Origin of the sequence: Caballeronia sp. LZ034LL (genome assembly GCF_031451215.1) — a bacterium.
In the GTDB taxonomy this organism is placed as follows: Bacteria; Pseudomonadota; Gammaproteobacteria; order Burkholderiales; family Burkholderiaceae; genus Caballeronia.
Genome location: NZ_JARUXR010000001.1, coordinates 982,886 through 1,004,388, shown reverse-complemented (window position 1 = coordinate 1,004,388; position 21,503 = coordinate 982,886). Strand labels below are relative to the sequence as shown.

The 21,503-nt window shown below is 64.2% G+C and carries 25 protein-coding genes, 1 pseudogene and 1 riboswitch; of the genes and pseudogenes, 15 read left to right on the top strand and 11 right to left on the bottom strand.

The features are described from left to right. Positions 1-88: 88 nt before the first annotated feature. On the bottom strand, positions 89-379 hold the full coding sequence (locus QCE83_RS04625; RefSeq protein ID WP_309807891.1) for a hypothetical protein: 291 nt from the start codon (positions 377-379) through the stop codon (positions 89-91). Between the two features lie 232 nt (positions 380-611). Between QCE83_RS04625 and QCE83_RS04620 the strand changes: the two genes are divergently transcribed. The 3 genes from QCE83_RS04620 (at position 612) to QCE83_RS04610 (ending at position 3,107) form a co-directional block, all read left to right on the top strand. Then, a complete protein-coding gene (locus QCE83_RS04620; RefSeq protein ID WP_309807890.1) occupies positions 612-977 on the top strand; it encodes a hypothetical protein in 366 nt (121 codons plus the stop codon). A gap of 70 nt (positions 978-1,047) precedes the next feature. Further along, complete coding sequence (locus QCE83_RS04615; RefSeq protein ID WP_309807888.1) at positions 1,048-1,848, top strand: phosphodiesterase; 801 nt, start codon at positions 1,048-1,050, stop codon at positions 1,846-1,848. 65 nt (positions 1,849-1,913) lie between these two features. Further along, the gene (locus QCE83_RS04610) at positions 1,914-3,107 is read left to right on the top strand and encodes an MFS transporter (RefSeq protein WP_309807887.1); all 1,194 of its coding nucleotides are present in this window, start codon (positions 1,914-1,916) and stop codon (positions 3,105-3,107) included. Between the two features lie 8 nt (positions 3,108-3,115). Here the strand turns inward: QCE83_RS04610 and QCE83_RS04605 are convergent, their stop codons facing one another. The 5 genes from QCE83_RS04605 to QCE83_RS04585 form a co-directional block, all read right to left on the bottom strand. Then, positions 3,116-3,562 carry a response regulator gene (locus QCE83_RS04605; RefSeq protein WP_309807886.1) on the bottom strand — a complete coding sequence of 149 codons (447 nt, stop codon included), beginning with the start codon at positions 3,560-3,562 and terminating at the stop codon, positions 3,116-3,118. A 90-nt stretch (positions 3,563-3,652) separates the two neighbouring features. Continuing rightward, positions 3,653-4,285: a response regulator transcription factor gene (locus QCE83_RS04600; protein WP_309807885.1), complete on the bottom strand. Its 633-nt coding sequence runs from the start codon at positions 4,283-4,285 to the stop codon at positions 3,653-3,655. Between the two features lie 136 nt (positions 4,286-4,421). After that, positions 4,422-4,997: a ferritin-like domain-containing protein gene (locus QCE83_RS04595; RefSeq protein WP_309807884.1), complete on the bottom strand. Its 576-nt coding sequence runs from the start codon at positions 4,995-4,997 to the stop codon at positions 4,422-4,424. A 182-nt stretch (positions 4,998-5,179) separates the two neighbouring features. Then, positions 5,180-5,341: a DUF1328 family protein gene (locus QCE83_RS04590; RefSeq protein ID WP_016344888.1), complete on the bottom strand. Its 162-nt coding sequence runs from the start codon at positions 5,339-5,341 to the stop codon at positions 5,180-5,182. 60 nt (positions 5,342-5,401) lie between these two features. Beyond that, positions 5,402-5,578: a DUF1328 domain-containing protein gene (locus tag QCE83_RS04585; protein ID WP_309807883.1), complete on the bottom strand. Its 177-nt coding sequence runs from the start codon at positions 5,576-5,578 to the stop codon at positions 5,402-5,404. 147 nt (positions 5,579-5,725) lie between these two features. Here QCE83_RS04585 and QCE83_RS04580 point away from each other — a divergent pair, with 147 nt between their 5' ends. Both QCE83_RS04580 and QCE83_RS04575 read left to right on the top strand, forming a co-directional pair. Next, on the top strand, positions 5,726-7,252 hold the full coding sequence (locus QCE83_RS04580; protein ID WP_309807882.1) for a sensor histidine kinase: 1,527 nt from the start codon (positions 5,726-5,728) through the stop codon (positions 7,250-7,252). A gap of 237 nt (positions 7,253-7,489) precedes the next feature. After that, entirely contained in the window at positions 7,490-7,624 is a 135-nt protein-coding gene (locus QCE83_RS04575) for an entericidin A/B family lipoprotein (protein ID WP_309807881.1), read from the top strand. A 137-nt stretch (positions 7,625-7,761) separates the two neighbouring features. Here the strand turns inward: QCE83_RS04575 and QCE83_RS04570 are convergent, their stop codons facing one another. The 3 genes from QCE83_RS04570 to QCE83_RS04560 all read right to left on the bottom strand — a co-directional run bounded on the left by QCE83_RS04570 (position 7,762) and on the right by QCE83_RS04560 (position 11,376). Continuing rightward, positions 7,762-9,126: a Fic family protein gene (locus tag QCE83_RS04570; RefSeq protein ID WP_309807880.1), complete on the bottom strand. Its 1,365-nt coding sequence runs from the start codon at positions 9,124-9,126 to the stop codon at positions 7,762-7,764. A gap of 183 nt (positions 9,127-9,309) precedes the next feature. Further along, complete coding sequence (locus tag QCE83_RS04565) at positions 9,310-10,092, bottom strand: DUF4397 domain-containing protein (protein WP_309807879.1); 783 nt, start codon at positions 10,090-10,092, stop codon at positions 9,310-9,312. A gap of 342 nt (positions 10,093-10,434) precedes the next feature. Beyond that, positions 10,435-11,376 (bottom strand): EamA family transporter, encoded by a 942-nt coding sequence (locus QCE83_RS04560; protein ID WP_309807878.1) that lies wholly within the window; start codon positions 11,374-11,376, stop codon positions 10,435-10,437. Between the two features lie 262 nt (positions 11,377-11,638). Further along, a riboswitch (TPP riboswitch) is annotated at positions 11,639-11,780 on the top strand. A 180-nt stretch (positions 11,781-11,960) separates the two neighbouring features. Between QCE83_RS04560 and thiC the strand changes: the two genes are divergently transcribed. The 7 genes from thiC (at position 11,961) to QCE83_RS04525 (ending at position 19,036) form a co-directional block, all read left to right on the top strand. After that, entirely contained in the window at positions 11,961-13,892 is a 1,932-nt protein-coding gene (gene thiC, locus QCE83_RS04555; protein WP_309807877.1) for a phosphomethylpyrimidine synthase ThiC, read from the top strand. A gap of 234 nt (positions 13,893-14,126) precedes the next feature. Then, positions 14,127-14,339 carry a glycine zipper 2TM domain-containing protein gene (locus tag QCE83_RS04550; RefSeq protein ID WP_309807876.1) on the top strand — a complete coding sequence of 71 codons (213 nt, stop codon included), beginning with the start codon at positions 14,127-14,129 and terminating at the stop codon, positions 14,337-14,339. 206 nt (positions 14,340-14,545) lie between these two features. After that, positions 14,546-15,064: a hypothetical protein gene (locus QCE83_RS04545; protein WP_309807875.1), complete on the top strand. Its 519-nt coding sequence runs from the start codon at positions 14,546-14,548 to the stop codon at positions 15,062-15,064. Positions 15,065-15,325: 261 nt separating this feature from the next. Continuing rightward, positions 15,326-15,451 carry a hypothetical protein gene (locus tag QCE83_RS04540; protein ID WP_309807874.1) on the top strand — a complete coding sequence of 42 codons (126 nt, stop codon included), beginning with the start codon at positions 15,326-15,328 and terminating at the stop codon, positions 15,449-15,451. Between the two features lie 279 nt (positions 15,452-15,730). Then, positions 15,731-17,332 (top strand): L-lactate permease, encoded by a 1,602-nt coding sequence (locus QCE83_RS04535; protein WP_309807872.1) that lies wholly within the window; start codon positions 15,731-15,733, stop codon positions 17,330-17,332. Between the two features lie 143 nt (positions 17,333-17,475). Further along, positions 17,476-18,423, top strand: a complete 948-nt coding sequence (locus QCE83_RS04530; RefSeq protein ID WP_309807871.1) for a DMT family transporter — start codon at positions 17,476-17,478, stop codon at positions 18,421-18,423. Between the two features lie 85 nt (positions 18,424-18,508). Then, the gene (locus QCE83_RS04525; RefSeq protein ID WP_309807869.1) at positions 18,509-19,036 is read left to right on the top strand and encodes a hypothetical protein; all 528 of its coding nucleotides are present in this window, start codon (positions 18,509-18,511) and stop codon (positions 19,034-19,036) included. Between the two features lie 26 nt (positions 19,037-19,062). Here the strand turns inward: QCE83_RS04525 and arfB are convergent, their stop codons facing one another. Then, positions 19,063-19,476: an alternative ribosome rescue aminoacyl-tRNA hydrolase ArfB gene (arfB, locus tag QCE83_RS04520; RefSeq protein ID WP_309807868.1), complete on the bottom strand. Its 414-nt coding sequence runs from the start codon at positions 19,474-19,476 to the stop codon at positions 19,063-19,065. Between the two features lie 376 nt (positions 19,477-19,852). Here arfB and QCE83_RS04515 point away from each other — a divergent pair, with 376 nt between their 5' ends. The 3 genes from QCE83_RS04515 to QCE83_RS04505 are packed head-to-tail and all read left to right on the top strand — an operon-like array spanning position 19,853 to position 21,152. Further along, positions 19,853-20,329: a type VI secretion system tube protein Hcp gene (locus QCE83_RS04515; RefSeq protein ID WP_309807867.1), complete on the top strand. Its 477-nt coding sequence runs from the start codon at positions 19,853-19,855 to the stop codon at positions 20,327-20,329. 35 nt (positions 20,330-20,364) lie between these two features. Continuing rightward, positions 20,365-20,847 carry a DUF2778 domain-containing protein gene (locus QCE83_RS04510; protein ID WP_309807866.1) on the top strand — a complete coding sequence of 161 codons (483 nt, stop codon included), beginning with the start codon at positions 20,365-20,367 and terminating at the stop codon, positions 20,845-20,847. Next, a complete protein-coding gene (locus QCE83_RS04505) occupies positions 20,844-21,152 on the top strand; it encodes a hypothetical protein (protein WP_309807865.1) in 309 nt (102 codons plus the stop codon). The genes QCE83_RS04510 and QCE83_RS04505 overlap by 4 nt, the downstream gene beginning before the upstream one ends. Before the next feature lie 197 nt (positions 21,153-21,349). Here QCE83_RS04505 and QCE83_RS04500 read toward each other — a convergent pair. Then, positions 21,350-21,503, bottom strand: a pseudogene (locus QCE83_RS04500) (IS30 family transposase); the annotation flags it as partial.

The following is a 21,503-nucleotide window of genomic DNA, read 5'->3' as shown; positions in this document are numbered from 1 at the left end:
CCGGTCGACGAGGCCAGTCTAGCGAGGACCGCACGGGCCACGCACCCCGCATCATGCGGGGACGCGCACCCCGCTTTCGCCCGCCTCCCTACACCGAATGACCCAGCACGCGCGCCACGTAGTGACGGCCCCAGGCCTCGCCGTGCGCAATGGCCTCGGCGACGGTCTCGAACGGACCATGGTCGCCGGTCATCTCGCCGGAATCGTCGGCCACGCGGCTGCCGTGGACCGGTTGACGGTCGAGGCGCGTGACGCGCACGCGGATCGCATAGCCTTCGGACGGCGCGGCGTCGGCCTCCGCGCCATCGACGGCCGGGCGCGGCCGCGGCACGGCCTGCATGGCGAGCAAGTAGTCGCCGACTTCGATGTCCTTTTCCATGACGGTCGTCTCCATCGTGAGAAACGCAGTCTGAGCGCGCCAGATACGCACGGGAAGCATGCTGTGCCGATTGTGCTACCGCATCGCGCGGCGAGACAAGCGGCCCGATCCGCCGCGATGCACTACAGTAATGCACGGCCGCGCGCAGGTTCGCGCATGTTATAAAGCACCGCCCCGACTCTCATCACGCCCGGACGCCGCTGGCGGCGCCGGGCATCGACCGGATTCATCGATGAATCGCATGTCCTCCCTGCTGTTGCTGCTCGCCCTTCCGCTCGTCACGCTTGCCGGCTGCACGTCTTATTACAAGAACGTCGAAGCCTGCAAGGGGAAGATGCTCGCGGACTACCCCGACGCCGCCAGCGCGCCGCTCAAGATCACCGGCTCCAACGCCGCTTATCATGGATCGCGGGTGATCGTGCACGCGACCATCGACGACCGGAACCTGCCGCCTGCCGCCAGCAAGGCCAAGAAGGTCACGAACTACGCCGCGGCCGAATGCACCTTCACCGAGCAGTCCATGACGAACTTCCAGTGGCTGTTGCCCGCGAAGCTCGCCCCCAAGCCGCCGGCCGCCGACGACACCGACAGCGAGTAAGCTCACCCCGAAGCACCGCCCGCCCCGTGCAGCCCGCCCGGCTGCGCGGCCGCATCGAGGAGATCGAGTCATGCTGCTAGCCCAGATCACCGATCTGCACATCACGCCGCCAGGCACGCACGCCTACGGCCAGGTCGATACGGCCGCCTGTCTGGTCCGCGCGATCGACGCCCTCAACGCGCTCGACCCGCGCCCCGATGCCGTGCTCATCACCGGCGATCTCGTGGATGCGGGCGGTCTCGACGAATACCGGCACTTGCGCACGCTGCTCGACCGCCTGGCAATGCCGTGGTATCCGATGGCCGGCAACCACGATGCGCGCGACAACCTGCGCGCCGTGTTCGGCGACCGCCTGCCGCCGGCGGATCCCGCCGGCTTCATTCATTACGCATTCGATGTCGCCGAGGTGCGCGTGATCGCGCTCGATACGCTCGATCCCGGCCACGGTTCCGGACGGCTGTGCCCTGCCCGCCTGGCGTGGCTCGAAGCGCAACTCGACGCCTGCCCGGAGCGGCCCGTGCTGATCGGCATGCATCATCCGCCGTTCGCCTGCGGCATCGGGTTCATGGACGAGATCCGGCTCGCCCCCGACGACAGCCGCGCGCTCGACGCGCTGCTGCGCCGCCATCCGAACGTGGAGCGCATCGTGTGCGGTCATGTGCATCGCGCGATCAGTGTGCGCTTCGGCGGCACGCTGGCATGGTGCGCACCGTCCACGGCGCACCAGGTCGCGCTGCAACTCAACCCCGGCGCGCCCGACGCGTTCGTCATGGAGCCGCCCGCCTTCGGCCTGCATCTCTGGCGCAAGGAGACGGGACTCGTCACGCATTGCATGAGCGTCGATCAGGACGGCGGGCCGCAGCCGTTCTAGCCGCGGCAAGCGGCAGGCGCAGGGCTTCAGTATCATCGGCGGCTGGTTTCCCGCGCCCGCCCGCCATGTCGACTCCGCCACCGCAGCCTCACGATTCATCCTATTCGCGCGCCACGCTGTGGCTGCTCGCGACCATCGCCGGCGTCTCGGTCGCCAACATCTATTTCAACCAGCCGCTGCTCGACGACTTCCGCGCCGCGTTCCCGCACAGCGCGTGGCTGATCGGCGCAGTGCCGGCCGCGACCCAGCTCGGCTATGCGCTCGGCATGCTCGTGCTCGCGCCGCTCGGCGACCGCTTCGACCGGCGTCTGCTGATCCTGCTGCAACTCGCGGCGCTCGGCGCCGCGCTCGTCGTCGCGTGCTTCGCGGGCACGCTTGCCGTGCTGATAGCGGCAAGCCTCGCGATCGGCGTGGCCTCGACCATCGCTCAACAAGCCGTGCCCTTCGCCGCCGAACTCGCACCCGCCGCCGAGCGCGGCCACGCGGTCGGCACCGTGATGAGCGGCCTGCTGCTCGGCATCCTGCTCGCGCGCACCGTGTCCGGCTTCGTCGCGCAGTACTTCGGCTGGCGCGCGGTGTTCGGGGCGTCGGTGTTCGCGTGCGTCGCGCTGGCGGGCGTCGTGATAGCGCGCCTGCCGCGCAGCCGTCCCACCTCGACGCTTCCCTACAGCAAGCTGCTCGGCTCGATGTGGCATCTGACGCGGGAAAGCCCCGCGCTGCGCGAGGCGGCGCTCACCGGCGGCGCGCTGTTCGCCGCGTTCAGCATGTTCTGGTCGGTGCTGACGCTGCTGCTGGCCGGCGAGCCGTTCCACATGGGACCGCAGGCGGCCGGCCTGTTCGGCATCGTCGGCGCGGCGGGCGCGCTCGCGGCGCCGCTCGCGGGCAAGTCGGCCGACCGGCGCGGGCCGCGCGCCGTGATCTCGCTGTGCATCGTGCTGACTGCGCTGTCGTTCGTCGTGTTCGCGTTGTCGGGGCGCAGCATCATCGGGCTCGTGATCGGCGTGATCGTGCTTGATGTCGGCGTGCAGGCCGCGCAGATCTCGAACCAGTCGCGCATCTACGCGCTCAGGCCCGAAGCACGCAGCCGCGTCAACACGGTCTACATGGTGGCGTATTTCATCGGCGGGTCGCTGGGTTCCGCGTTCGCGTCGCTCGCCTGGCATGCGTTCGGCTGGACCGGTGTATGTCTGGCAGGGCTCGCGGCCACCAGCCTCGCGGGGCTGAGTCACTGGCGCAGGCGCGGACGCACGCCGCAATGAATGACGCTTCAGCCGCGTGCGCGTTCGCGCGCGTAGTCGTGCAGCGCGTCGAGCACGCGATCGAATTCGAGTGATTTGTCGAAGAAGCGATGCACGCCGTATTGCAAGCATCGTTCGCGATAGGCGGGCAGCGCGTGATTGGTGAGCACCGCGACGAAGGCGTCCTGCAGATAATCCGTGCCGGTCTGCCTGAGCCACGCAAGCACGTCGATGCCGGAGCCGCGCTTCAGCTGCAGGTCGACGATCACCGCGTCGAAGCGCTGCGCCGACAGCAGTGCGATGGCGTCCTCGGGCGCATCGGCGCAGGCGGCCACGCGCCACGGTCCGAGCGCATCGATGGCCTCGGTGAGGCTGCGGCGGATCAGCGGCGAATCCTCGATCAGCAGCACGGCGAGCGGCGCCTGATGCGGCGCTGCGTGGCGTGCCCGGTCGTCGGTGGTGATGTGATTGCCCACGTCGGGCGTCCTCCGGCTGATGCGCGCTGCACTCGGGGCGCAAGGCGTGCGATTGCTTCGCGCCGCGCCCGGATCCCGGATGCAGCGCCGCTATTCGATCAGGCCGTTCTTGATCGCGTAATACGTGAGGTCGGCGTTGTTCGCCAGCCGCATTTTTTCCAGAACCCGCGCCCGGTAGGTGCTCACGGTCTTCACCGAGAGATGCAGTTCCTGCGCGATTTCCGTCGGAATCTGGCCGCCCGCGAGCTTGCAGAAGATCTGGAATTCGCGCTCCGAAAGCAGTTCGTGCGGCCGTTCCGCGGCGGGCTTGTCGAGCTTGTCGGCCAGCGCGTCGGCGATGAACTCCGACAGGTAGCGATGCCCGCGCGCCACCGTGCGGATCGCCCGGACGATCTCGTCGGGCGCGGCGTCCTTGTTCAGATAACCGTTCGCGCCCGCCTTGAGCAGATTGATCGCGTACTGGCTCTCCGGATAACCCGACAGCATCAGCACGCCCTGCTCCGGCCGGATTTGCTTGATGACACGCAAGGTATCCACGCCGTTCTTGTCGGGCATCGCGATGTCGAGCAAGACGACATCGAATGCCTGCGCGCGCACGAGCGCAATGGCCTCGTCGCCGCTCGCGGCCTCGGCGGCAACTTCCATGTCGGGCTCGTCCGCGACGAACTGGCGAAAACCGCTGCGGACGATCGCGTGGTCGTCGGCTATGAGAACTCGAATCATGCGCGCCATCCGTGCTGCCGGACGCTCTGTGTGAAGGTGGAGGCTCATTGTACGCATGCCATGCACACGCGACGGCGCACACCGCGCAGGATGAACCATCCGGCGCGGCGTGCAGCCAACGCGGGCATTGCCGGCATCAACCGTTGCGGCCTTCCAGCAGGTCCGCCATGTCGTCGGCGTGTTCTTCCTCGACGGCGAGAATGTCTTCGAAGAGACGGCGCGTCGTGACGTCCTTGTCGCCGAGATAGCGAATGATCTCCCGATACGTATCGATGGCGATCCGCTCGGCAATCAGGTTCTCGCGGATCATGTCGATCAGGTCCTTGCCTTCGCTGTACTGCGAGTGCGAGCGCGAGGCCAGGCCGTCAGGTGCGAAATTCGGTTCGCCGCCCAGTTGCACGATGCGCTCGGCGAGCGTATCGGCATGCTCCTGCTCTTCGTTCGCGTGTTCGAGGAACTCCTGCGCGACGGCTTCCGAATGGATGCCCTTCGCCATGAAATAGTGCCGCTTGTAGCGCAGCACGCAGACGATCTCGGTGGCCAGCGAATCGTTAAGCAGCTTCAGCACGGTTTCGCGATCGGCGCCATAGCTTGCCGTCACGGGGCCTTCGTCCATGTGCTGACGGGCGTCGGCGCGGATCTTGTCCAGATCCAGCACGAACGGATCGGACGACGTTTGGGGCGCAGTTTTAACAGCAGACGAGTTGGACATGTGGTTCGCTCCTGTGAATGAGTTGAGGTGTCGATGGCTGGAGCAGGAAGGCCTTCTTCATGAAAGACCGCATAGCGCCCTGCTATCCAAACACATACGCCGATGCATGCTGCATGCCCGCTCTGTTGGACTCGCCGGACGACGTTCGAAAACGCCATCCGGCGCGGCGTTCGCGCGGGTCGTCAGGTCCGGAAGACGCCGAGCAGCAAGGTGACGACGAACACCACCAGGAAAATGAAGAACAGGATCTTGGCAATCTCCGCCGCACCCGCCGCGATGCCCGTGAAGCCGAACACGGCGGCGATGATCGCAATGACGAAGAAGACGGCTGCGTAATGAAGCATGGGACCTCCTCCACGAATGGTTCAGCGTGAACGGGTTCAGCGGCTCAACTAGCCGCGCCGCTAGTCGACGACTTTTTTCGTGACGACGAACCCCAGCACCAGGAACACGACGCAGAGGATCAGGAACAACACGAAGATAAATTTGGCGATGGCGGCAGCGCCGGCGGCGACGCCCGTGAAACCGAGCAAACCGGCAATCACGGCCACGATCGCGAAAAACAAGGCCCACTTCAGCATGATCGTTCCCCGTATGAGTGATGACCGGACCATGCTAGTCGCGGCGCCGGGGCCGCGCACTCGGGCTGGCTCCTTTTTTGCTGTGGGAATCCACCGACACACGCTTTCAACGGTCTTCGTATTCGTCCCGATTTTTTTGATTACGCCATGAGCCAAGTCCCGCCCGCCCTGCCGTCCGAAGTTCTGGAAGACAAGGCGCCGCTCGCCACCGCCCGGTCCGACGCATCCGGTGCGCCCGACAAGACTGCGCCCGTCGGACTGGCGCGCCGCGCCGCGCGCGTCAATGAATGGATGCGCCGCTACAGCTGGGCGGTGGCGATGACGGTGGCGATCGTCATCACCGTAGGCGGCCTCGTGATCCTCGAGTCGGGACGCATGCGCATTGCCGCCGAATACGAGACGGCGCTCGACGCGAAGGGCGCGACAGCGCAACTATCGACGCTGGCCGCCGATATCGCGACGCTCGTCGCCGACGAACGCGGCTTCGCCCTCGATCCGGCCGCCGTCTTCCAGACGCATTTCCGGGAAACCGCCGGCCGCATGCAGCGCACGCTCGCCTCGCTGGACGCGTACTACCGGCGCATCGGCGACGACACCGCGCTCGCGAGCTTCGCGCAAGTCCGCGCCGCCGCCGTCGATGAGATCGCACAAGGCAGCGCGCGGCTCGCCGATTCGTCGAAAGACGCGGCGCGCGCGAACACGCTCGCGCTGCCGCCGCCCGACACCAGCGCGACACTCGACGCCGCGCTGGCCCTGCTGCGTCTCAACGAGGACCAGCGGGCGCAGCACGCGCTCGATGCCAGCCGCGCCGACCAGCGCATCTCCACGCTGTGCGTCGGGGCGCTCTGCGCGCTGAACATCGTGTTGTTCCTGTTGCTGTTCCGCAATCTCGGCATCCAGCTCGACAAGCAGGCGCGCGTGCAGAAAGCGCTCATCACGCAGCAGGAAGAACTCGATCAGCTGGTCTTCGCGCGCACGCGACAGCTGGAAGCGCTGGCGTGGCATTTGCAATCCGTCAGCGAAAACGAAAAGACCGAGCTCGCGCGCGAACTGCACGACGAACTCGGCTCGATCCTCACGGCCAGCAAGATGGACGTGGCCTGGGTGCGCGGCAAGCTCCGCGACGCCGAGCCCGCGATGGCCGACAAGCTCACGCGCGCGCTCGGCAATCTGGATCAGGGCATTGCGCTGAAGCGTCGCATCATCGAGGACATGCGGCCGACCGTGCTGGCCAACTTCGGGCTCGTGACCGCCCTGCGCTCGCTCGCCGACGAAGCCGCGCAACGCAACGGCTGGAGCCTCGAACTGGCGCTGCCCGGCGAGGACGTGAAGCTCGGCGAAGCAGTCGAGATCGCGCTGTTCCGCGTCGCGCAGGAAAGTCTCACCAATGCCGCCAAGTACGCGCATGCCAGCGGCATCCGCGTGGCGCTCGCGCTCGACGAAGAGACGGTGTCGCTCTCGATCGGCGACGACGGCATCGGCATCCGGCCGCAAGACCTGAAGCGCACCCAGACTCATGGGCTGGTGGGCATGCGTCAGCGCGTGTCGGCGCGCGGCGGGCGCCTGGAGATTGAGCGCGCGAGTCCGCGCGGCACGATCATCAGCGTGTCGATGCCGCGTGAACGGAGTGCGGGGGCGGTGGATCCGGCCATCGGCATGACGCCGCTCGCGTAGGACGATTCCCACGCGAAATGCGGAACGGGACTACAGGAGAATCCCGGCTCTGCCTACAGCCGGTCTGCTGCGCCTTTTTTATGATTGTTTGTACCGGCGGGTCGGGCGCTGAAATTGCTGGGTGCACCTGCCTCACGAACTTGTGAGGATTGCCACTGGCCAGACGGGCGCCTTACCACCCGACACGATGCGCGATTGCGATTCCTGTCACGCATTTCAACTTCAAGGGGAATACACATGACTCGACTTATCGCACTTTTTCTGCTCGCCGGCACGGCGCTGCTCGCGGGCTGCAACACGGTTTCGGGCGCTGGCCAGGACATCTCCAAGGGCGGCCAGGCCATCAGCAATTCCGCCGAAGAACACAAGTAAATGCAAGACGCGCGGAGCGCCGCCGCAGTGCGGCGCCCGCCTCAGCAGGTTCCATAGCGTTGATCGTGTTCCCTGTCTTCCCGCCGCGTTGTCGTGGCGGGATTTTTTCTGGGCGCTAATGAACGCGCGCGAGCCGCTCAGTGTGGTCTGCCAGCATGGATCCATGTCTGCGTCGCCGCCATTGTCAGCCGGTAACGCGCGCAGTTATAGACTTCCAGCTTCTTCAGTTCGTCGAGCAACATCGCACGGAAGCCAGGCGCCTGCTCCTCGGTGAGGCCCAGTTCATCAATGGCCTGCTGCGCCGTGCGTCCGTCCCGGACCACGAGTCCCACGGCCTCAGTCAGATGCTCCCGGTAGCGCAGTCTGAGCGGATCAGGCGCTCCCAACGATTCCACCACGACCGCATATTTCTTCATCGAACGCCGATACGTCCACACGAAAAGATCCACGGCGCGCGAGACATCCAGAAACTCATATACGCCCAGCATCGCGCAAGCGTAGTCGTGAGGATCGACGTCCAGAAACGACAAAGGCGAGCAGTTGTAGAGCATCAATGGGATGTTCGCCGCCAGGCGGCTGGTTCGTTTGTTGCCGTCTTCGAACGGTTGCAGATAAGCCAGATTGACCCACAGAAAGAAGGCGCTCTCGACAGGGTTCTTGATCAGTCTTGCCTTGCCGAGAATGGTGACCAGCATGTCCTCGAGCAAGGCCGGAACCTGGGTCGGCACATATACCGTGTCGCTGATATGGACTAGCTTGGTGCGTATCGCGCCCAGCGAATCGGTATCTGCGAGCAGATCCTGCATCAACACCGCATGCAGATTGCGCACGAGCGCCGTGGAGAGCCCTTGCATCGGTACCGCTTCAACCAGAAACTCGATGGCCGCCCTGTGATTGAGCAGCATCACCGCGTCCGCATCGCCATCTGCCGTTCCGCGTTTGAACAATTGCTCCGTCGCCAGCAGGCTATAGCGGTTGCCTTCCAGGCGCGAGGACGACCACGACAGGTCAATGAGGAGTTGCTCCAGCACCTTGCGCGCGTAGGTTGCCACAGGCTGCTGGTCACGCAACCTGCCGTCGCGATAAAGCGCCTCGGCAACTTCCTGCGGCATGAGCCAGCTTTCGTTGGGAACGTAGTCGTCGACGAACGCGCGCTGATAAGTCACGGGATCGCGCGCCGCAAGCGGCAGTTCCAGCTTGCGACCCAGTTCGACGGCCGCGTGAGACCACAGCGGATGGGCATCGGAATGAGTCTGTTCCGCGGAGCCCGTGTCCCGGCTGGTGTCGTTCGCGGCGGCTTCCGTCAAGCGATATCGCGTTGCCCGGGCTCGGCCGCTGCGGATGAGACGGCCATCGGCGCACAGCGTGTCCAGCGCGCGGCGAATGCTGGCGTAACTGCCCTTCGCGGTCTCGAATATCTCGGTTGAAGTCACTTCGGCATGGCCCGCTCGAGCCAGATCACGAACGGCGTCCAGCACTGCTGTCTCGATCAACTTGTCCATGTCCAATCCAGAATCTGCTCACTTGAGCAGATTCTAGCGAAAAATGAGCAGATTCACCGGATTTGAGCAGATACTGAGCAGATTCCCCGAACTTGAGCAGATTTCGGCTTTTCTTGAGCAGATTTCTTTAACCAAAAGAAAACCGGCCCAAAGGCCGGTTTTCGATAGCTGCCACGAAGCGCCTTACTGCGTATCCGGCAACTCCCGCACCGGCTGCTGCGTATTCCCGCCCTGCGCCACCAGCAAACGGATCTTCTCCGGAATGAGCTGCGAAGCCGCATTGCCCGAAGGAAGCGTCGTGATCAGCCAGTCCGCGTTGTTGACCAGATCGAACGAAGCCGACGTATAAACCGGCGTCTTCGAACCCGGCAGCGTCGCGATCAGCTGGTACGTGCCGCCCGACACGTAGATCGAGTCCTGCTTCGTCGCCGGCACGGCGTTCTTGTAGGACACGCCTGCCATGGTCGGGCTGACGTTCGCGATGCTCGCGCCCGGCGCAATCAGATAGAGGTCCAGGTTCGGCGCGTTCGTCGATGCGTTGAAGGCCCGCACGCGCGCGCTGCCCGAGAGCAGACCCTTGTCGAAGGGATCGTCGATTACCGCGATCGACGGCAGGAAGCCCGCGTCCGGCAGCGCGATCACCGTGTATTCGTGACCCTTTGCCGCGTTGTTGATGCTGGTGTCGGTGGCGAGCTGCGTCGTCGTGTTGATGGCCGCATACGAGAAGTTGTGCTGGCCCGTGTCGATGTTGGCGAAGTTGGTCGCCGTCGGATAGGCGAGATTCGACTGGAGGATCTTGCCGTTGTCGTAGAAGTCGACGTTCGGCCCGCCAGGGAGCGCGTGAACGAAATGGACCTGGGGCTGCGTGACGCCGATCTCCTTGCCCAGATCGTCCGAACTGCCGCCGCAAGCGGACAGCACGGAGGCAACAGCGGCGAGCGCGGCTGCGGTGCGGATGAGCTTCATGTTTCCACCTTCCTTGTTGTATTCGACCACCTCGTTACGCGGACCGGTACGCGCGAACGTCCAGATGTCTACCCCTTCCAGCTCGCGGACCGACCTTCTGTTTTCCTTCCTTGCCGGTTTCGGCCCCGCAAGCGAAGCCGTGGATTCCGGTGCCTGCATTGAGCAATGCACATGCCCCGCGCCGGTGCGCACGACCGGCCCGCACGTCGCGAAGCCTTATGCAGCAGGGCTTCTGAATTAGTTAGAGGAATTGCTCAAGGAAGCCGGAAGAGAACCGACGCGCACCGACTGCATACCGCTGTCGCCGCGCGCAAAACGGAGATTTTTACAAAAGGAAAGCGCTCAGAGCAGCCCGCGCCGGCGGTGATCGAACCAGAAAGACAGGCCGACAGACAGCAGGATCACGACCGTCGCGATGACGGTCCAGCGCGTGACGATCTCGCCCAGCAGCAGCGCACCGAGCAGCACGGCGACCACCGGATTCACATACAGGCAACTCGTTGCGACGATCGTGCTGGTATGGCGGATCAGGAAGTTGTAGGCGACATAGGCGGCCATCGAACCGATCAGCATCAGGTACAGGAACGACACGCCCGCGCCGAGGCTGACTTGCGTCAGGCGTTCACCGGCGGCGAATGCGATGCCCGTCGCAATGAGCCCGCCCAGTCCGATCTGCAGCGCCGTGGACATCAGCAAATCGGACGGCTGCAGCAGACGCCCCGCCAGATGCGCGCCGCCTGCCCAGAAGATCGCGGCGCACAGGATGGCGAGCGTGCCGACCGTTGAACTCGGCGACGGATCGCCGTGGTTCAGCAACACGATGCCGATCAACCCGAGCGCCACCGCGAACCATTCGCCGCGCGCGACGCCCCGGCCCGACAGCGCGGTGAAGATGGTCGCAAAGAGCGGCACGGTGGCGACCATCACGGCGGCCGTGCCGGTGCCGACGGTGCCCATACCGTAGGCCATCATTCCGCTCGACAACCCTTCGAGCAGGGTGCCGACAATCGCCGCATTGCGCACTTCCCGCGCGCTCGGCCACACGGCCTTGCGATGCACGGCGAGCGCGAACAGCCCGATGCCCGCGCACAAATTACGCAGGCCGCCGAGCAGCAGCGGCGGAAACGATTCGAGCGCGAGATGAATGCCGAGATACGTCGAACCCCAGACGAGGTAGACGACGGCGAGCGCGAGCGCCACCTGTCCCTTGAAGGAACGCGGTGCACGAAACGGAAAACGATCGGGAAAACTGAATGGCAGGCGCGGCGGCGGGAGTGCGGACATGCATTACTCCGCGACGGCTGCGCGCCGGATCGATGAGACAAGAACAGGCGAAAACGCTGCGGCAAAAACCAGACTCAACGGCATGGCGGAACGAGGAAATGCGGGATAAACGGGGTACGCGGGAGGGGCTGCAAGGTGAGCCGCAAGCGCCCCGGGAAAACCCGGAATTCGCGGCGCCCGCCATTATGCAGTAAGCGCCCTGCGCATTCGAAGGATTTCGCCGATGGTTGCCAAGACGCCACGCCGCGGTGTAATGTCACGGCTGCTAACGCGGGGGTCCTGCGTTGCGCATCGCGGTTTGGCCGGCCTGACATGGCCGAACCGCTTCGTGCGGCGTGGGTGAGAAATACCCTTTGAACCTGATCTGGATAATGCCAGCGCAGGGAAGCGTTCGGGCTCCATGGCCTGCCGCATCCGGCCACCTCTTCCGAGCCCGTACCTTTCCATCTCGTTCCTCCTGTTTAGCTCCTGAGTCAGTTCGGGCGGCGTCATCGCTCGTGCTGAAAAAATATCGTCCCTATTGCTTCGCATGGGACGGAAGCAAGCGCCCACGCGCTCACTTCTGTCGCAAGGAGAAACAGCACATGAATGCCAATCCCAAGTTCCTGTCCGAAAACGCCGTCGTCGACGCCGCCGCCATCGCGCCGCTGCCGAACTCGCGCAAGGTCTACGTCACCGGCTCGACGCCTGACATCCGCGTCCCGATGCGCGAAATCACCCAGTCCGATACCCCCGACGGCTTCGGCGGCGAGAAGAATCCGCCGGTCTACGTGTACGACACGTCCGGCCCGTACACGGATCCGGATGCGAAGATCGACATCCGTTCGGGCTTGCCCGCGCTGCGCGGCGCATGGATCGAAGAGCGCGGCGACACTGAGGAACTCACCGGCCTCTCCAGCGACTTCGGCCGCGAGCGCGCCGCCGACGCCAAGACCGCCGAACTGCGTTTCCCCGGCCTGCATCGCAAGCCGCGCCGCGCGCTCGCCGGCAAGAACGTGTCGCAGATGCACTACGCGCGCGCCGGCATCATCACGCCGGAGATGGAATACATCGCGATCCGCGAAAACCAGCGGCGCGCCGAATACCTCGAAAGCCTGAAGCAGAGCGGCCCGAACGGCGAGAAGCTCGCCGCCATGATGGGCCGCCAGCATCCGGGCCAGGCCTTCGGTGCAGCGGCGTTCGGCAAGGACGCGCTGAAGGCGATCACGCCCGAGTTCGTGCGTGACGAAGTGGCCCGCGGGCGCGCCATCATCCCGGCGAACATCAACCACCCGGAAAGCGAGCCGATGATCATCGGCCGCAACTTCCTCGTGAAGATCAACGCGAATATCGGCAATTCGGCGGTGACGTCGTCGATCGGCGAAGAAGTCGACAAGATGACCTGGGCGATCCGCTGGGGCGGCGACACGGTGATGGACCTCTCCACCGGCAAGCACATTCACGAAACGCGCGAGTGGATCATCCGCAATTCGCCGGTGCCGATCGGCACGGTGCCCATCTACCAGGCGCTCGAAAAGGTCAACGGCAAGGCCGAGGACCTGACCTGGGAAATCTTCCGCGACACGCTCATCGAGCAGGCGGAACAGGGCGTCGACTATTTCACGATCCACGCCGGCGTGCGCCTGCAATACGTGCCGCTGACCGCGAACCGGATGACGGGCATCGTGTCGCGCGGCGGCTCGATCATGGCGAAATGGTGTCTCGCGCATCATCGCGAGAGCTTCATCTACGAGCACTTCGAAGACATCTGCGAAATCATGAAGCAGTACGACGTCTCGTTCTCGCTCGGCGACGGCCTGCGTCCCGGCTCGATCTACGACGCCAACGACGAAGCCCAGCTCGGCGAACTGAAGACGCTCGGCGAACTCACGCAGGTGGCGTGGAAGCACGACGTGCAGGTGATGATCGAAGGTCCGGGCCACGTGCCGATGCAGCTCATCAAGGAGAACATGGATCTCCAGCTGCAATGGTGCGACGAAGCGCCGTTCTACACGCTCGGGCCGCTGACGACCGACATCGCGCCGGGCTACGACCACATCACATCGGGCATCGGCGCAGCGATGATCGGCTGGTTCGGCACGGCGATGCTGTGCTACGTCACGCCGAAGGAGCATCTCGGCCTGCCGAACAAGGACGACGTCAAGGAAGGCATCATCACCTACAAGCTCGCGGCGCACGCGGCCGATCTGGCCAAGGGGCATCCGGGCGCGCAGGTGCGCGACAACGCGCTGTCGAAGGCGCGTTTCGAGTTCCGCTGGGAAGACCAGTTCAACCTGGGCCTGGACCCGGACAAGGCGCGCGAATTCCACGATGAAACCCTGCCGAAGGATTCGGCCAAGGTTGCGCACTTCTGCTCGATGTGCGGTCCGCATTTCTGCTCGATGAAGATCACGCAGGACGTGCGCGACTTCGCGGCGAAACAGGGTCTCAGCGAACAGGACGCGCTGGCGAAAGGCATGGAAACCAAGGCGATCGAATTCGTGAAGAAGGGTTCGGAGATCTATCAGCCGACCTGATGCCTGACGGCTTTCATTCGCTTACAACGGCCTGACGCGCTTCATGTGCGTCGGGCCGTTTTTCCTGACGCATCCGGCGCCGGCCTTGTTCCATAAGGCTTGAGCCTCTCCAGACGAATCAGGCACTTTTCCTGCTGATCAAGCGACGAAGCGGTCGGGACGGTCGCGGCTCCTGCGGATGCCTGGAAGCCGCCCCGCCGTCGCTTCGCTCAACATCGTATTCGGAGAGTCGACATGAAAAACATCAAACAGATCGGCGTCGCTGCAACGGTCGTGGCACTGCTTGCGGGCCTCACTGCCTGCGGCGACATGAGCACGCGTCAACGGGATACCGCGATCGGCGCAGGCGTCGGCGCGGCGGGTGGCGCCGCCATCGGCGGCAGCGGACTGTCGACGCTCGGCGGCGCGGCCGTCGGCGGCATCATCGGCAATCAGGTCGGGAAGTAATCCGGCCTGCCCGGTACGGCGAAACGCAGTCGTTTCGCCGCCACGTTTCAGAACTGACACAAACGGCCACACCGGTCATCTCACCCAAGACCGCCGGCCGACCGCAGCGCCGCCGTCCGAGTAAGCTGTTTCATGACGGACCCGCCCGGCAGCAACGCTTCATCATCGATCTACACCGGGCGTTACACACCGTCAGGAGCAGCATCATGGAATTCGCTCGTCTCGTTCTCCGCAGGTCGGCCGTCATCGCGGGTACGGCCGCTGCAACACTTCTCGGCGGGTGCTACTACGGTTACCCGGCCTACCCTTCCTACCCGGTTGTCAACACCGCCTACACGCAGCGCGAGTTCACCGTGCCGGCGTCCGGCGCGACGGTGGCCACCGTTCCCTCGGCGACCTTGCCGCCGCAGTATGAATACGCGGTCGGCGCCCCCGATCCGAACTACTCGAACTACTACCAGACCTATCCTTATCCGTACGCCGGCTACCCCTATTACCCCGCCTATGGCGGCTACCCCGCGTATTACGGCTACGGCTACGCGCCGGTTTCATTCAGCTTCGGCTACTGGGGCGGCGGCGGTTGCTGCTGGGGTCGCGGCTGGCGTGGCGGCGGCTACTACGGCCATGACTGGCACGGTGGCGGCGGCTGGCACGGCGGCGGCGGATATGGCCACGGATGGCAAGGCGGCGGCGGTTGGCACGGTGGCGGCGGACACGGTCACTAGATCGCGGACGCCCGGACCCGGCAACACGCTGGCGCGCCGTGCCGATTCTGCCGGCCAGTAACAAACCTGCAACATTTTCCGGGCGTTTAGCTCGCACGAGCGCACGAGCCGCCTGCGTGCGCTGGACCACTTTCCTTTTCCGTCAAAGACTTGGCGGATATCGCCAGACCTTTGGCACGAAACTGGCTAATCGTGTCCCTCATTTGCCGTCGCGCAACGCGGATCAACGTTGCGACAACATCGGTTCTCGGGGAGTCGGACATGATGGCCTTCGTATTTTTTCTGCTTTGGATGCTGGCTTCGCTCGGCCTGCTGACCGTCTGGGTATTCCGTCAGACACCTGCCGTGCGCCGCGACGAAACCGTGCCAAGCGTCGCCGAGGGCTAAACGCCCGACGTCGTTGGCGTCGCTTGAGCCATCGTCCAGCGCGCGCGTCAGGGCACACAGATGCCCGCCACGCCGCAATGCGCGGGCATTCACGCCTTGACGCAAACGGATCGCGCCCTATTCTTAGTGTGCGCGTTATGCGTCCGCTTAAGGCTTCGATCCAGCGTCAATCCGGCATCGATACGCCCGCAGCGCGGACGCCCGCAGCTTCTGCATCGATGGGACGCGCACGGCGGCGAGCCAGCTCGCCGCTCCCGCTCATGTCCGCAAGGAGACGCGATGTTCCATCAGATCCTCACGCCGATCGCCCATTCGCTGTTCGCATCGTTCATCGTCGCTGCGCTGCCTATCGTCCTCGTGCTCGTCCTGCTCGGCTGGGCGCGCCGCCCGGCCTGGCAGGCCTCGCTCGCGGGTCTCGTGCTCGGGCTGATCATCGCGGTCGCGGGCTGGCATTTCCCGGTCGCGCTCGCGCTCGATTCGGTCGCGGCAGGCGCCGTCTTCGCGCTCTGGCCGGTCATGTGGATCGTGTTCGCCGCCATCCTGCTGTACAACATCGCGCAACGCTCGGGACGCTTCGAGGCCTTCCGCCTGTGGATGGTCGATAACCTGCCGAACGACCGGCGCATCGTCCTCGTCGTGATCGGCTTCTCGTTCGGCGCGTTGCTCGAAGGCATCTCCGGTTTCGGCACGCCGATCGCCATCACGAGTTCGCTGCTGATCCTGCTCGGCTTCCCGACGCTCGAAGCCCTCACCTTCACGCTGATCTTCAACACCGCGCCGGTCGCCTTCGGCGCGCTGGGCGTGCCGATCACGGTGCTCGGCGCGGTCACGCACCTGCCCACCGACGCCCTCGCAAAAATGGTCGGCCGCCAGTTGCCGCTGTTCGCGCTGTTCCTGCCGTTCTATGTAATCGGCGTGTACGCGGGCTTTCGCAACATGCTGCGCATCTGGCCGGTGCTGCTCGTCTCGGGCGGCAGCTTCGCGCTGACCCAGTTCGTGACCTCCAACTTCATCAGCTACGCGCTGACCGACGTGCTGTCCTCGCTCGTCTCGCTGATCCTGACGATCGCGTTCCTGCGCGTGTGGAAGCCGGTCGCGGACGAGCGCTTCGCCGTCAACGTCGACCGCCTGTCCGACACGCGCGCGACGCTCTCGGGCGGCCACGGCTGGGTGCCGTGGATCGTCGTGTCGGTGGTGGTGATCGTATGGACGGTGCTCAAGATCTTCCTGATCGGCGACGTCAAGATTCCCTGGCCGGGTCTCGACAAGGCCGTGTTCATCACGCTGTACAACCAGCCCTATGGCGCCATCTGGGACTTCCAGCCGCTCGCTACCGGCACGGCGATCCTCGTCGCGGCGATCATCACCGCGCTGCTGGTGAAACTGCCCGCGCGCGACTTCACCGCGGCGATCGGCGATACCTGGGTGCAGACACGCATCGCGATCCTTACGGTGGCGACCATCGTCGGACTGGCTTACCTGATGAACTACTCCGGGATGAACTACACGCTCGGACTGGGCGTGGCGTCGGTGGGTGCGTTCTTTCCGCTGGTCTCGGCGTTCCTCGGCTGGGTGGCGGTATTCCTGTCGGGCAGCGATACCTCGGGCAACGCGCTGTTCGGCAACCTGCAGGTGGTGGCGGCGAACCAGCTGAATCTCAATCCGGTGCTGATGGCGGCGACCAATTCGTCGGGCGGGGTGATGGGCAAGATGATCTCGCCGCAGAACATTGCGACGGGCGTCGCCACGACCGAACTCAAGGGACGCGAGGGTCTCGTGTTCGCGCGCACCTTCTGGCATTCGATCCTGCTCACGGTGCTGCTGGGCGTGCTCGTGTGGCTGCAGCAGAACGTGCTGACGTGGATGATTCCGCCGCATTGACGACCGATTGACGGCCGATTGACGACGCGCGGCGGGGGCGGATTCTACCGGTTCTTGCGCTCTCTTCCGGAGGATGACCGGAGCGATACGAGCCGGTGTTAGCATGCGCGGACTTTCGTTGCATTCCCGACGTCCGCCCTGCCATGTCCCTCGCCAACCTGCTGCAACTGATCGTGCTGGCCGCCCTGTGGGGCGCGTCGTTTCTCTTTATCCGCGTGGGGGTCGTCGAGTTGGGTGTCGCGCCGCTGATGGCGCTGCGCGTCGGCATCGGCGCGCTGTTTCTCGTGGCGATGCTGCTCGCCCGACGTCCACTAGACGCCACTCTTGCGACGCTGCGCCGCCGCTGGCTGCCGTTGCTGATCGTCGGGATTCTCAACTCTGCCGCGCCGTTCTGCCTGTTCGCCTATGCCGAACTGACGCTCTCGGCCGGCGCGACTTCCGTCATCAACGCGACCACGCCCTTATGGGGCGCGCTGGTGGCCTATCTGTGGCTCAGGGATCGCCTGACGCCTGTTCGCACCATCGGCATGGCGATCGGTTTCGCGGGCGTGCTGGTGCTCGTGTGGAACCAGATTGCGCCGGCGTCGGCGCCGGGCGGCGCGGGTGCCGGCATCGCTGCCGTGGTGCCGGTGCCCGGCCTGCTCGCGGCGGGCGCGGCGCTGGCGGCGGCTGCGCTCTACGGCGTGGCGGGCAACTTCGCCAAGCGCTATCTGATGGACGTCGATGCACTCACCAACGCCGCCGGCAGCATGCTCGGCGCGACCCTCACGCTGGCGCCGCTCGCGTGTCTCACGTGGCCCGCGGCGCCGGTATCCGGACAGGCATGGGGCGCGGTGCTGGCGCTGGGCATCGGCTGCACGGGTATCGCGTACTTCATCTACTTCCATCTGGTTGCCGTTGCCGGTCCCGCCCGCGCGATGACGGTGACCTTCGTGATTCCGCTCTTCGGCATCCTGTGGGGCGCATGGTTTCTCGGCGAACCGGTCTCGCTCGCGATGATCGCCGGCTGCGGGATTGTGCTAGCGGGCACCGCGCTCGCCACCGGCGCGCTCGGACGCTTGCCGTTGCGCCGACGCAAGCTCGCGCGGTGAACTAGACTTTTCCTGTGACGCGCGGCTCGTCGGGATACGTGCGAGCCTGCGTCATCCTTCGCGCCTTGCGCCCGGAGCTGCCGCCATGGGAATGTCGTTCGCCGGAATCAAGCACGAGATGCTCAAGATGGTGCCGCCCACCGTCTTTTTCTTCGTGCTGCTGCATGTGGTGATCCTCGTCCGCGCGCTGATGGTGAGGGGCACCGGCATCTCGCTGCCGACCTCGTTCTCGGTCATCGTTGCGTCGCTGATTCTCGGCAAGGCGGTGTTGCTCGCCAACATGCTGCCGTTCATCAATCGCTATCCGGAGCGGCCCTTGATCTGGAATGCCGCGTGGAAGACGCTCATCTATACGGTCGTCGCGGGGCTGCTGCATTACCTCGAACGTCTGTTCGAGTTCTGGAAGGAGACGCACAGTCTGGGCGCTGCGCATCATGAATTGATCGGGCAGATCAACTGGCCGCAGTTCTGGGCGGTGCAAATCCTGCTCGTGCTGATGATCGGCAATTACTGTGTCTTTGCCGAGCTCGCCCGGGTGCTGGGCGGCGACACGATGAAGCGCTATTTTCTGGGTCCGCGCGTGGGGCAGCCGCCTGGGTTGCGGCGGGGCTGAGATGTGCCTGGGCTGTATCGACGGTCTTATTCGCCGCGCACGGGTCCGCGTCCCGCCTTGATCGCGCCGCGCTTCACCTTGCCTTCGACGCGCCGCAGTTGCGACCCGCGCGTCGGCTTCGTCGCGATGCGTGTGCGGCGCGTGACGCTGACACTGTGGATGAGTTCGTCGAGCCGGGCGAGCGCCGCCGCCCGATTCATGTCCTGCGTGCGATGTTCCTGCGACTTGATGACGATGACGCCTTCACGCGTGATGCGGCTGTCGGAGAGTGCGAGGAGTCGCGTTTTGATGTGTTCCGGCAGCGATGAGGCGCGGATGTCGAAGCGCAGGTGAATCGCGCTCGATACCTTGTTGACGTTCTGGCCGCCCGCGCCCTGGGCACGCACGGCGGTGAGTTCGACTTCGTTCGGCGGCACGGCGAGACTTCCGATCATCGGCATGGGTCCGCTCCTGTCGGGCGGTTGTTTGGGCGGGGTTGGGGGCGGGTGTTTCGGATAGCGCATTCAGTTGATGTGCAGTTCAGCGCCAGCATAGCAAAGCAGGCTTTGAGGCGAGAAGCTGGATGGATGGGCATCGCTGCATGGAGGTAACGACGCCGAGCTTCTTTGCTTCCCGTCGACCTGGATCGGCACATATCTGTCAATCAGCAGACAGTCACGATTTGTGACTTAAATCGATGCGTTTGGGGCATCTGGAAACGATATCGTTAGCCAATTCATTTCGCGGAAGCGGCTGTCGTTACTTTGCTTTTGACGACAGCGTCAATTGCGCATTCATGCTGGATCGCAAATCCAGCCATCGATGAGGCTGATAACAGTGGCATCAGACATCTTCGTTCAGATACAGGGCATCGACGGCGAATCTCAGGATTCGGAATTCGCCAAGGCAATCCAGGTTCTGCATTGGGAATTCGAGATAAAACAAGCTTCAAGCCAGCACTCCGGATCCGGAGGTGGCGCGGGCAAGGCCTCCGTGTCGGACCTGGTGTTTCGTCATGACCTGGATCGCGCTTCGCCCAATCTTGCGGTGTACTGCCATACCGGGAGGCATATTCCGGAGGCGAAGCTCATCATGCGTAAGGCAGGAGGTGTGCCGTTTCAGTACTACCGAATCACGATGAACGACGTCATGGTGACCCGCGTGTGGCCTTCCGTGGACGGCGCGAATCCGATCGAAACTGTGGGACTGTCGTTTGCGAGCATGAAGCAAGAGTATTTTGTGCAGAACGCCATGGGCGGGAACATGGGCGCGGTCACTGCGTTGATCGATATCCGGCAAAACAGAGCTGCATAGCAGAAAACGCGCGACCGATTCGCACAGGATCTCTCATGCCCGTGAACTGTACTTTCCTGTTGAACCGGGAGAAGACTTCGAAACTCTCCTGCGGAGGTTTTGGGGACGTGGAGGCCTACTCAGGGCACAACGACGGACGGGACAATCCGGACGCTGTCGCAATAACAGGATTGGGGCCCATACCACGTGGCGTCTATTACCTTGTCGATCGTCAGTCTGGCGGAGTGCTGGGCTCCGTGCGTGACTGGTGGAGCCAGAATGGTTACGGCACGACGGACAAAGCGAAATGGTTCATGTTGTGGAATCCGCGCACGGGCGACTTCACGATGATCAATGGTGTAAAACGCGGGCATTTTCGCTTGCATCCGGAGGGTCCCGCTCGCATAAGCGAAGGCTGCATCACGGTTTCCGATTCCGCCGGATTCGAACGATTGCAGCGCTTTATTCGCACTGCCCCACCGAGAATGCCGGTTCCCGGAACCACGCTGATGTCCTATGGCGTGGTCGAAGTCAAATGAATGGGGTCGTTCGTCGTGTGGCCCTGATCGTGACAATTCTGATCGGCTCCTACTATGGCGCCTTCCACCTGGCGCACTGGATCAATGACGTTCTGATTGCGCCGGGCAGCATCACTTGGCTATTTGATGCTGTGCTCTGGTTTCGCAATCATTTTGCGCCGATGATCGTCGAACCGGACGACATCGAAGCCTTATATCTCCTTGGCTTGTTTCTGATGTGCTGGCTCGGCTTGATTGTCTTTGCGATCGTTTCATTCGTGCTGATTCGGCGCGGTTGTGCGCGCCCTGCCACCGATTCCCGCTGAATGCCTATTCTTGCGCCCGGCATGAAGGATCTTCCCACTGGGCTTGGGTCGTGGATCCGCTGTGCAACCGCGCCATTGAACGGACAGGTGCCCTGAAAATTCCCGCGCAGCGCTACGCGCGCCGATTGGTCAATCGGGCTGCCCGTGCCCGCTTGCTGACGCATCCATCTCGCTGCACCAACCCAACGCTGGCGGATTCAACCGGTCAACGCAACCCCTAACGTTTCGGCTAGCTTTTCCGCTGGATTCATGAAGCCCAACGTCTGACGAGGCCGTTGATTCAGTCGCTTGGCCACTGCATTCAATTGAGCCTGCGAGTATTGATCCACAGGCTGGCCCTTTGGAAAGTAC

What these genes read in the sequence shown, in the direction of transcription:
- QCE83_RS04625 (WP_309807891.1), bottom strand. Translation starts at nt 379, where the DNA reads ATGGAAAAGGACATCGAAGTCGGCGACTACTTGCTCGCCATGCAGGCC.
- QCE83_RS04620 (WP_309807890.1), top strand. Translation starts at nt 612, where the DNA reads ATGAATCGCATGTCCTCCCTGCTGTTGCTGCTCGCCCTTCCGCTCGTC.
- QCE83_RS04615 (WP_309807888.1), top strand. Translation starts at nt 1,048, where the DNA reads ATGCTGCTAGCCCAGATCACCGATCTGCACATCACGCCGCCAGGCACG.
- QCE83_RS04610 (WP_309807887.1), top strand. Translation starts at nt 1,914, where the DNA reads ATGTCGACTCCGCCACCGCAGCCTCACGATTCATCCTATTCGCGCGCC.
- QCE83_RS04600 (WP_309807885.1), bottom strand. Translation starts at nt 4,285, where the DNA reads ATGATTCGAGTTCTCATAGCCGACGACCACGCGATCGTCCGCAGCGGT.
- QCE83_RS04595 (WP_309807884.1), bottom strand. Translation starts at nt 4,997, where the DNA reads ATGTCCAACTCGTCTGCTGTTAAAACTGCGCCCCAAACGTCGTCCGAT.
- QCE83_RS04590 (WP_016344888.1), bottom strand. Translation starts at nt 5,341, where the DNA reads ATGCTTCATTACGCAGCCGTCTTCTTCGTCATTGCGATCATCGCCGCC.
- QCE83_RS04585 (WP_309807883.1), bottom strand. Translation starts at nt 5,578, where the DNA reads ATGCTGAAGTGGGCCTTGTTTTTCGCGATCGTGGCCGTGATTGCCGGT.
- QCE83_RS04580 (WP_309807882.1), top strand. Translation starts at nt 5,726, where the DNA reads ATGAGCCAAGTCCCGCCCGCCCTGCCGTCCGAAGTTCTGGAAGACAAG.
- QCE83_RS04575 (WP_309807881.1), top strand. Translation starts at nt 7,490, where the DNA reads ATGACTCGACTTATCGCACTTTTTCTGCTCGCCGGCACGGCGCTGCTC.
- QCE83_RS04570 (WP_309807880.1), bottom strand. Translation starts at nt 9,126, where the DNA reads ATGGACAAGTTGATCGAGACAGCAGTGCTGGACGCCGTTCGTGATCTG.
- QCE83_RS04565 (WP_309807879.1), bottom strand. Translation starts at nt 10,092, where the DNA reads ATGAAGCTCATCCGCACCGCAGCCGCGCTCGCCGCTGTTGCCTCCGTG.
- QCE83_RS04560 (WP_309807878.1), bottom strand. Translation starts at nt 11,376, where the DNA reads ATGTCCGCACTCCCGCCGCCGCGCCTGCCATTCAGTTTTCCCGATCGT.
- thiC (WP_309807877.1), top strand. Translation starts at nt 11,961, where the DNA reads ATGAATGCCAATCCCAAGTTCCTGTCCGAAAACGCCGTCGTCGACGCC.
- QCE83_RS04550 (WP_309807876.1), top strand. Translation starts at nt 14,127, where the DNA reads ATGAAAAACATCAAACAGATCGGCGTCGCTGCAACGGTCGTGGCACTG.
- QCE83_RS04545 (WP_309807875.1), top strand. Translation starts at nt 14,546, where the DNA reads ATGGAATTCGCTCGTCTCGTTCTCCGCAGGTCGGCCGTCATCGCGGGT.
- QCE83_RS04540 (WP_309807874.1), top strand. Translation starts at nt 15,326, where the DNA reads ATGATGGCCTTCGTATTTTTTCTGCTTTGGATGCTGGCTTCGCTCGGC.
- QCE83_RS04535 (WP_309807872.1), top strand. Translation starts at nt 15,731, where the DNA reads ATGTTCCATCAGATCCTCACGCCGATCGCCCATTCGCTGTTCGCATCG.
- QCE83_RS04530 (WP_309807871.1), top strand. Translation starts at nt 17,476, where the DNA reads ATGTCCCTCGCCAACCTGCTGCAACTGATCGTGCTGGCCGCCCTGTGG.
- QCE83_RS04525 (WP_309807869.1), top strand. Translation starts at nt 18,509, where the DNA reads ATGGGAATGTCGTTCGCCGGAATCAAGCACGAGATGCTCAAGATGGTG.
- arfB (WP_309807868.1), bottom strand. Translation starts at nt 19,476, where the DNA reads ATGCCGATGATCGGAAGTCTCGCCGTGCCGCCGAACGAAGTCGAACTC.
- QCE83_RS04510 (WP_309807866.1), top strand. Translation starts at nt 20,365, where the DNA reads ATGCCCGTGAACTGTACTTTCCTGTTGAACCGGGAGAAGACTTCGAAA.
- QCE83_RS04505 (WP_309807865.1), top strand. Translation starts at nt 20,844, where the DNA reads ATGAATGGGGTCGTTCGTCGTGTGGCCCTGATCGTGACAATTCTGATC.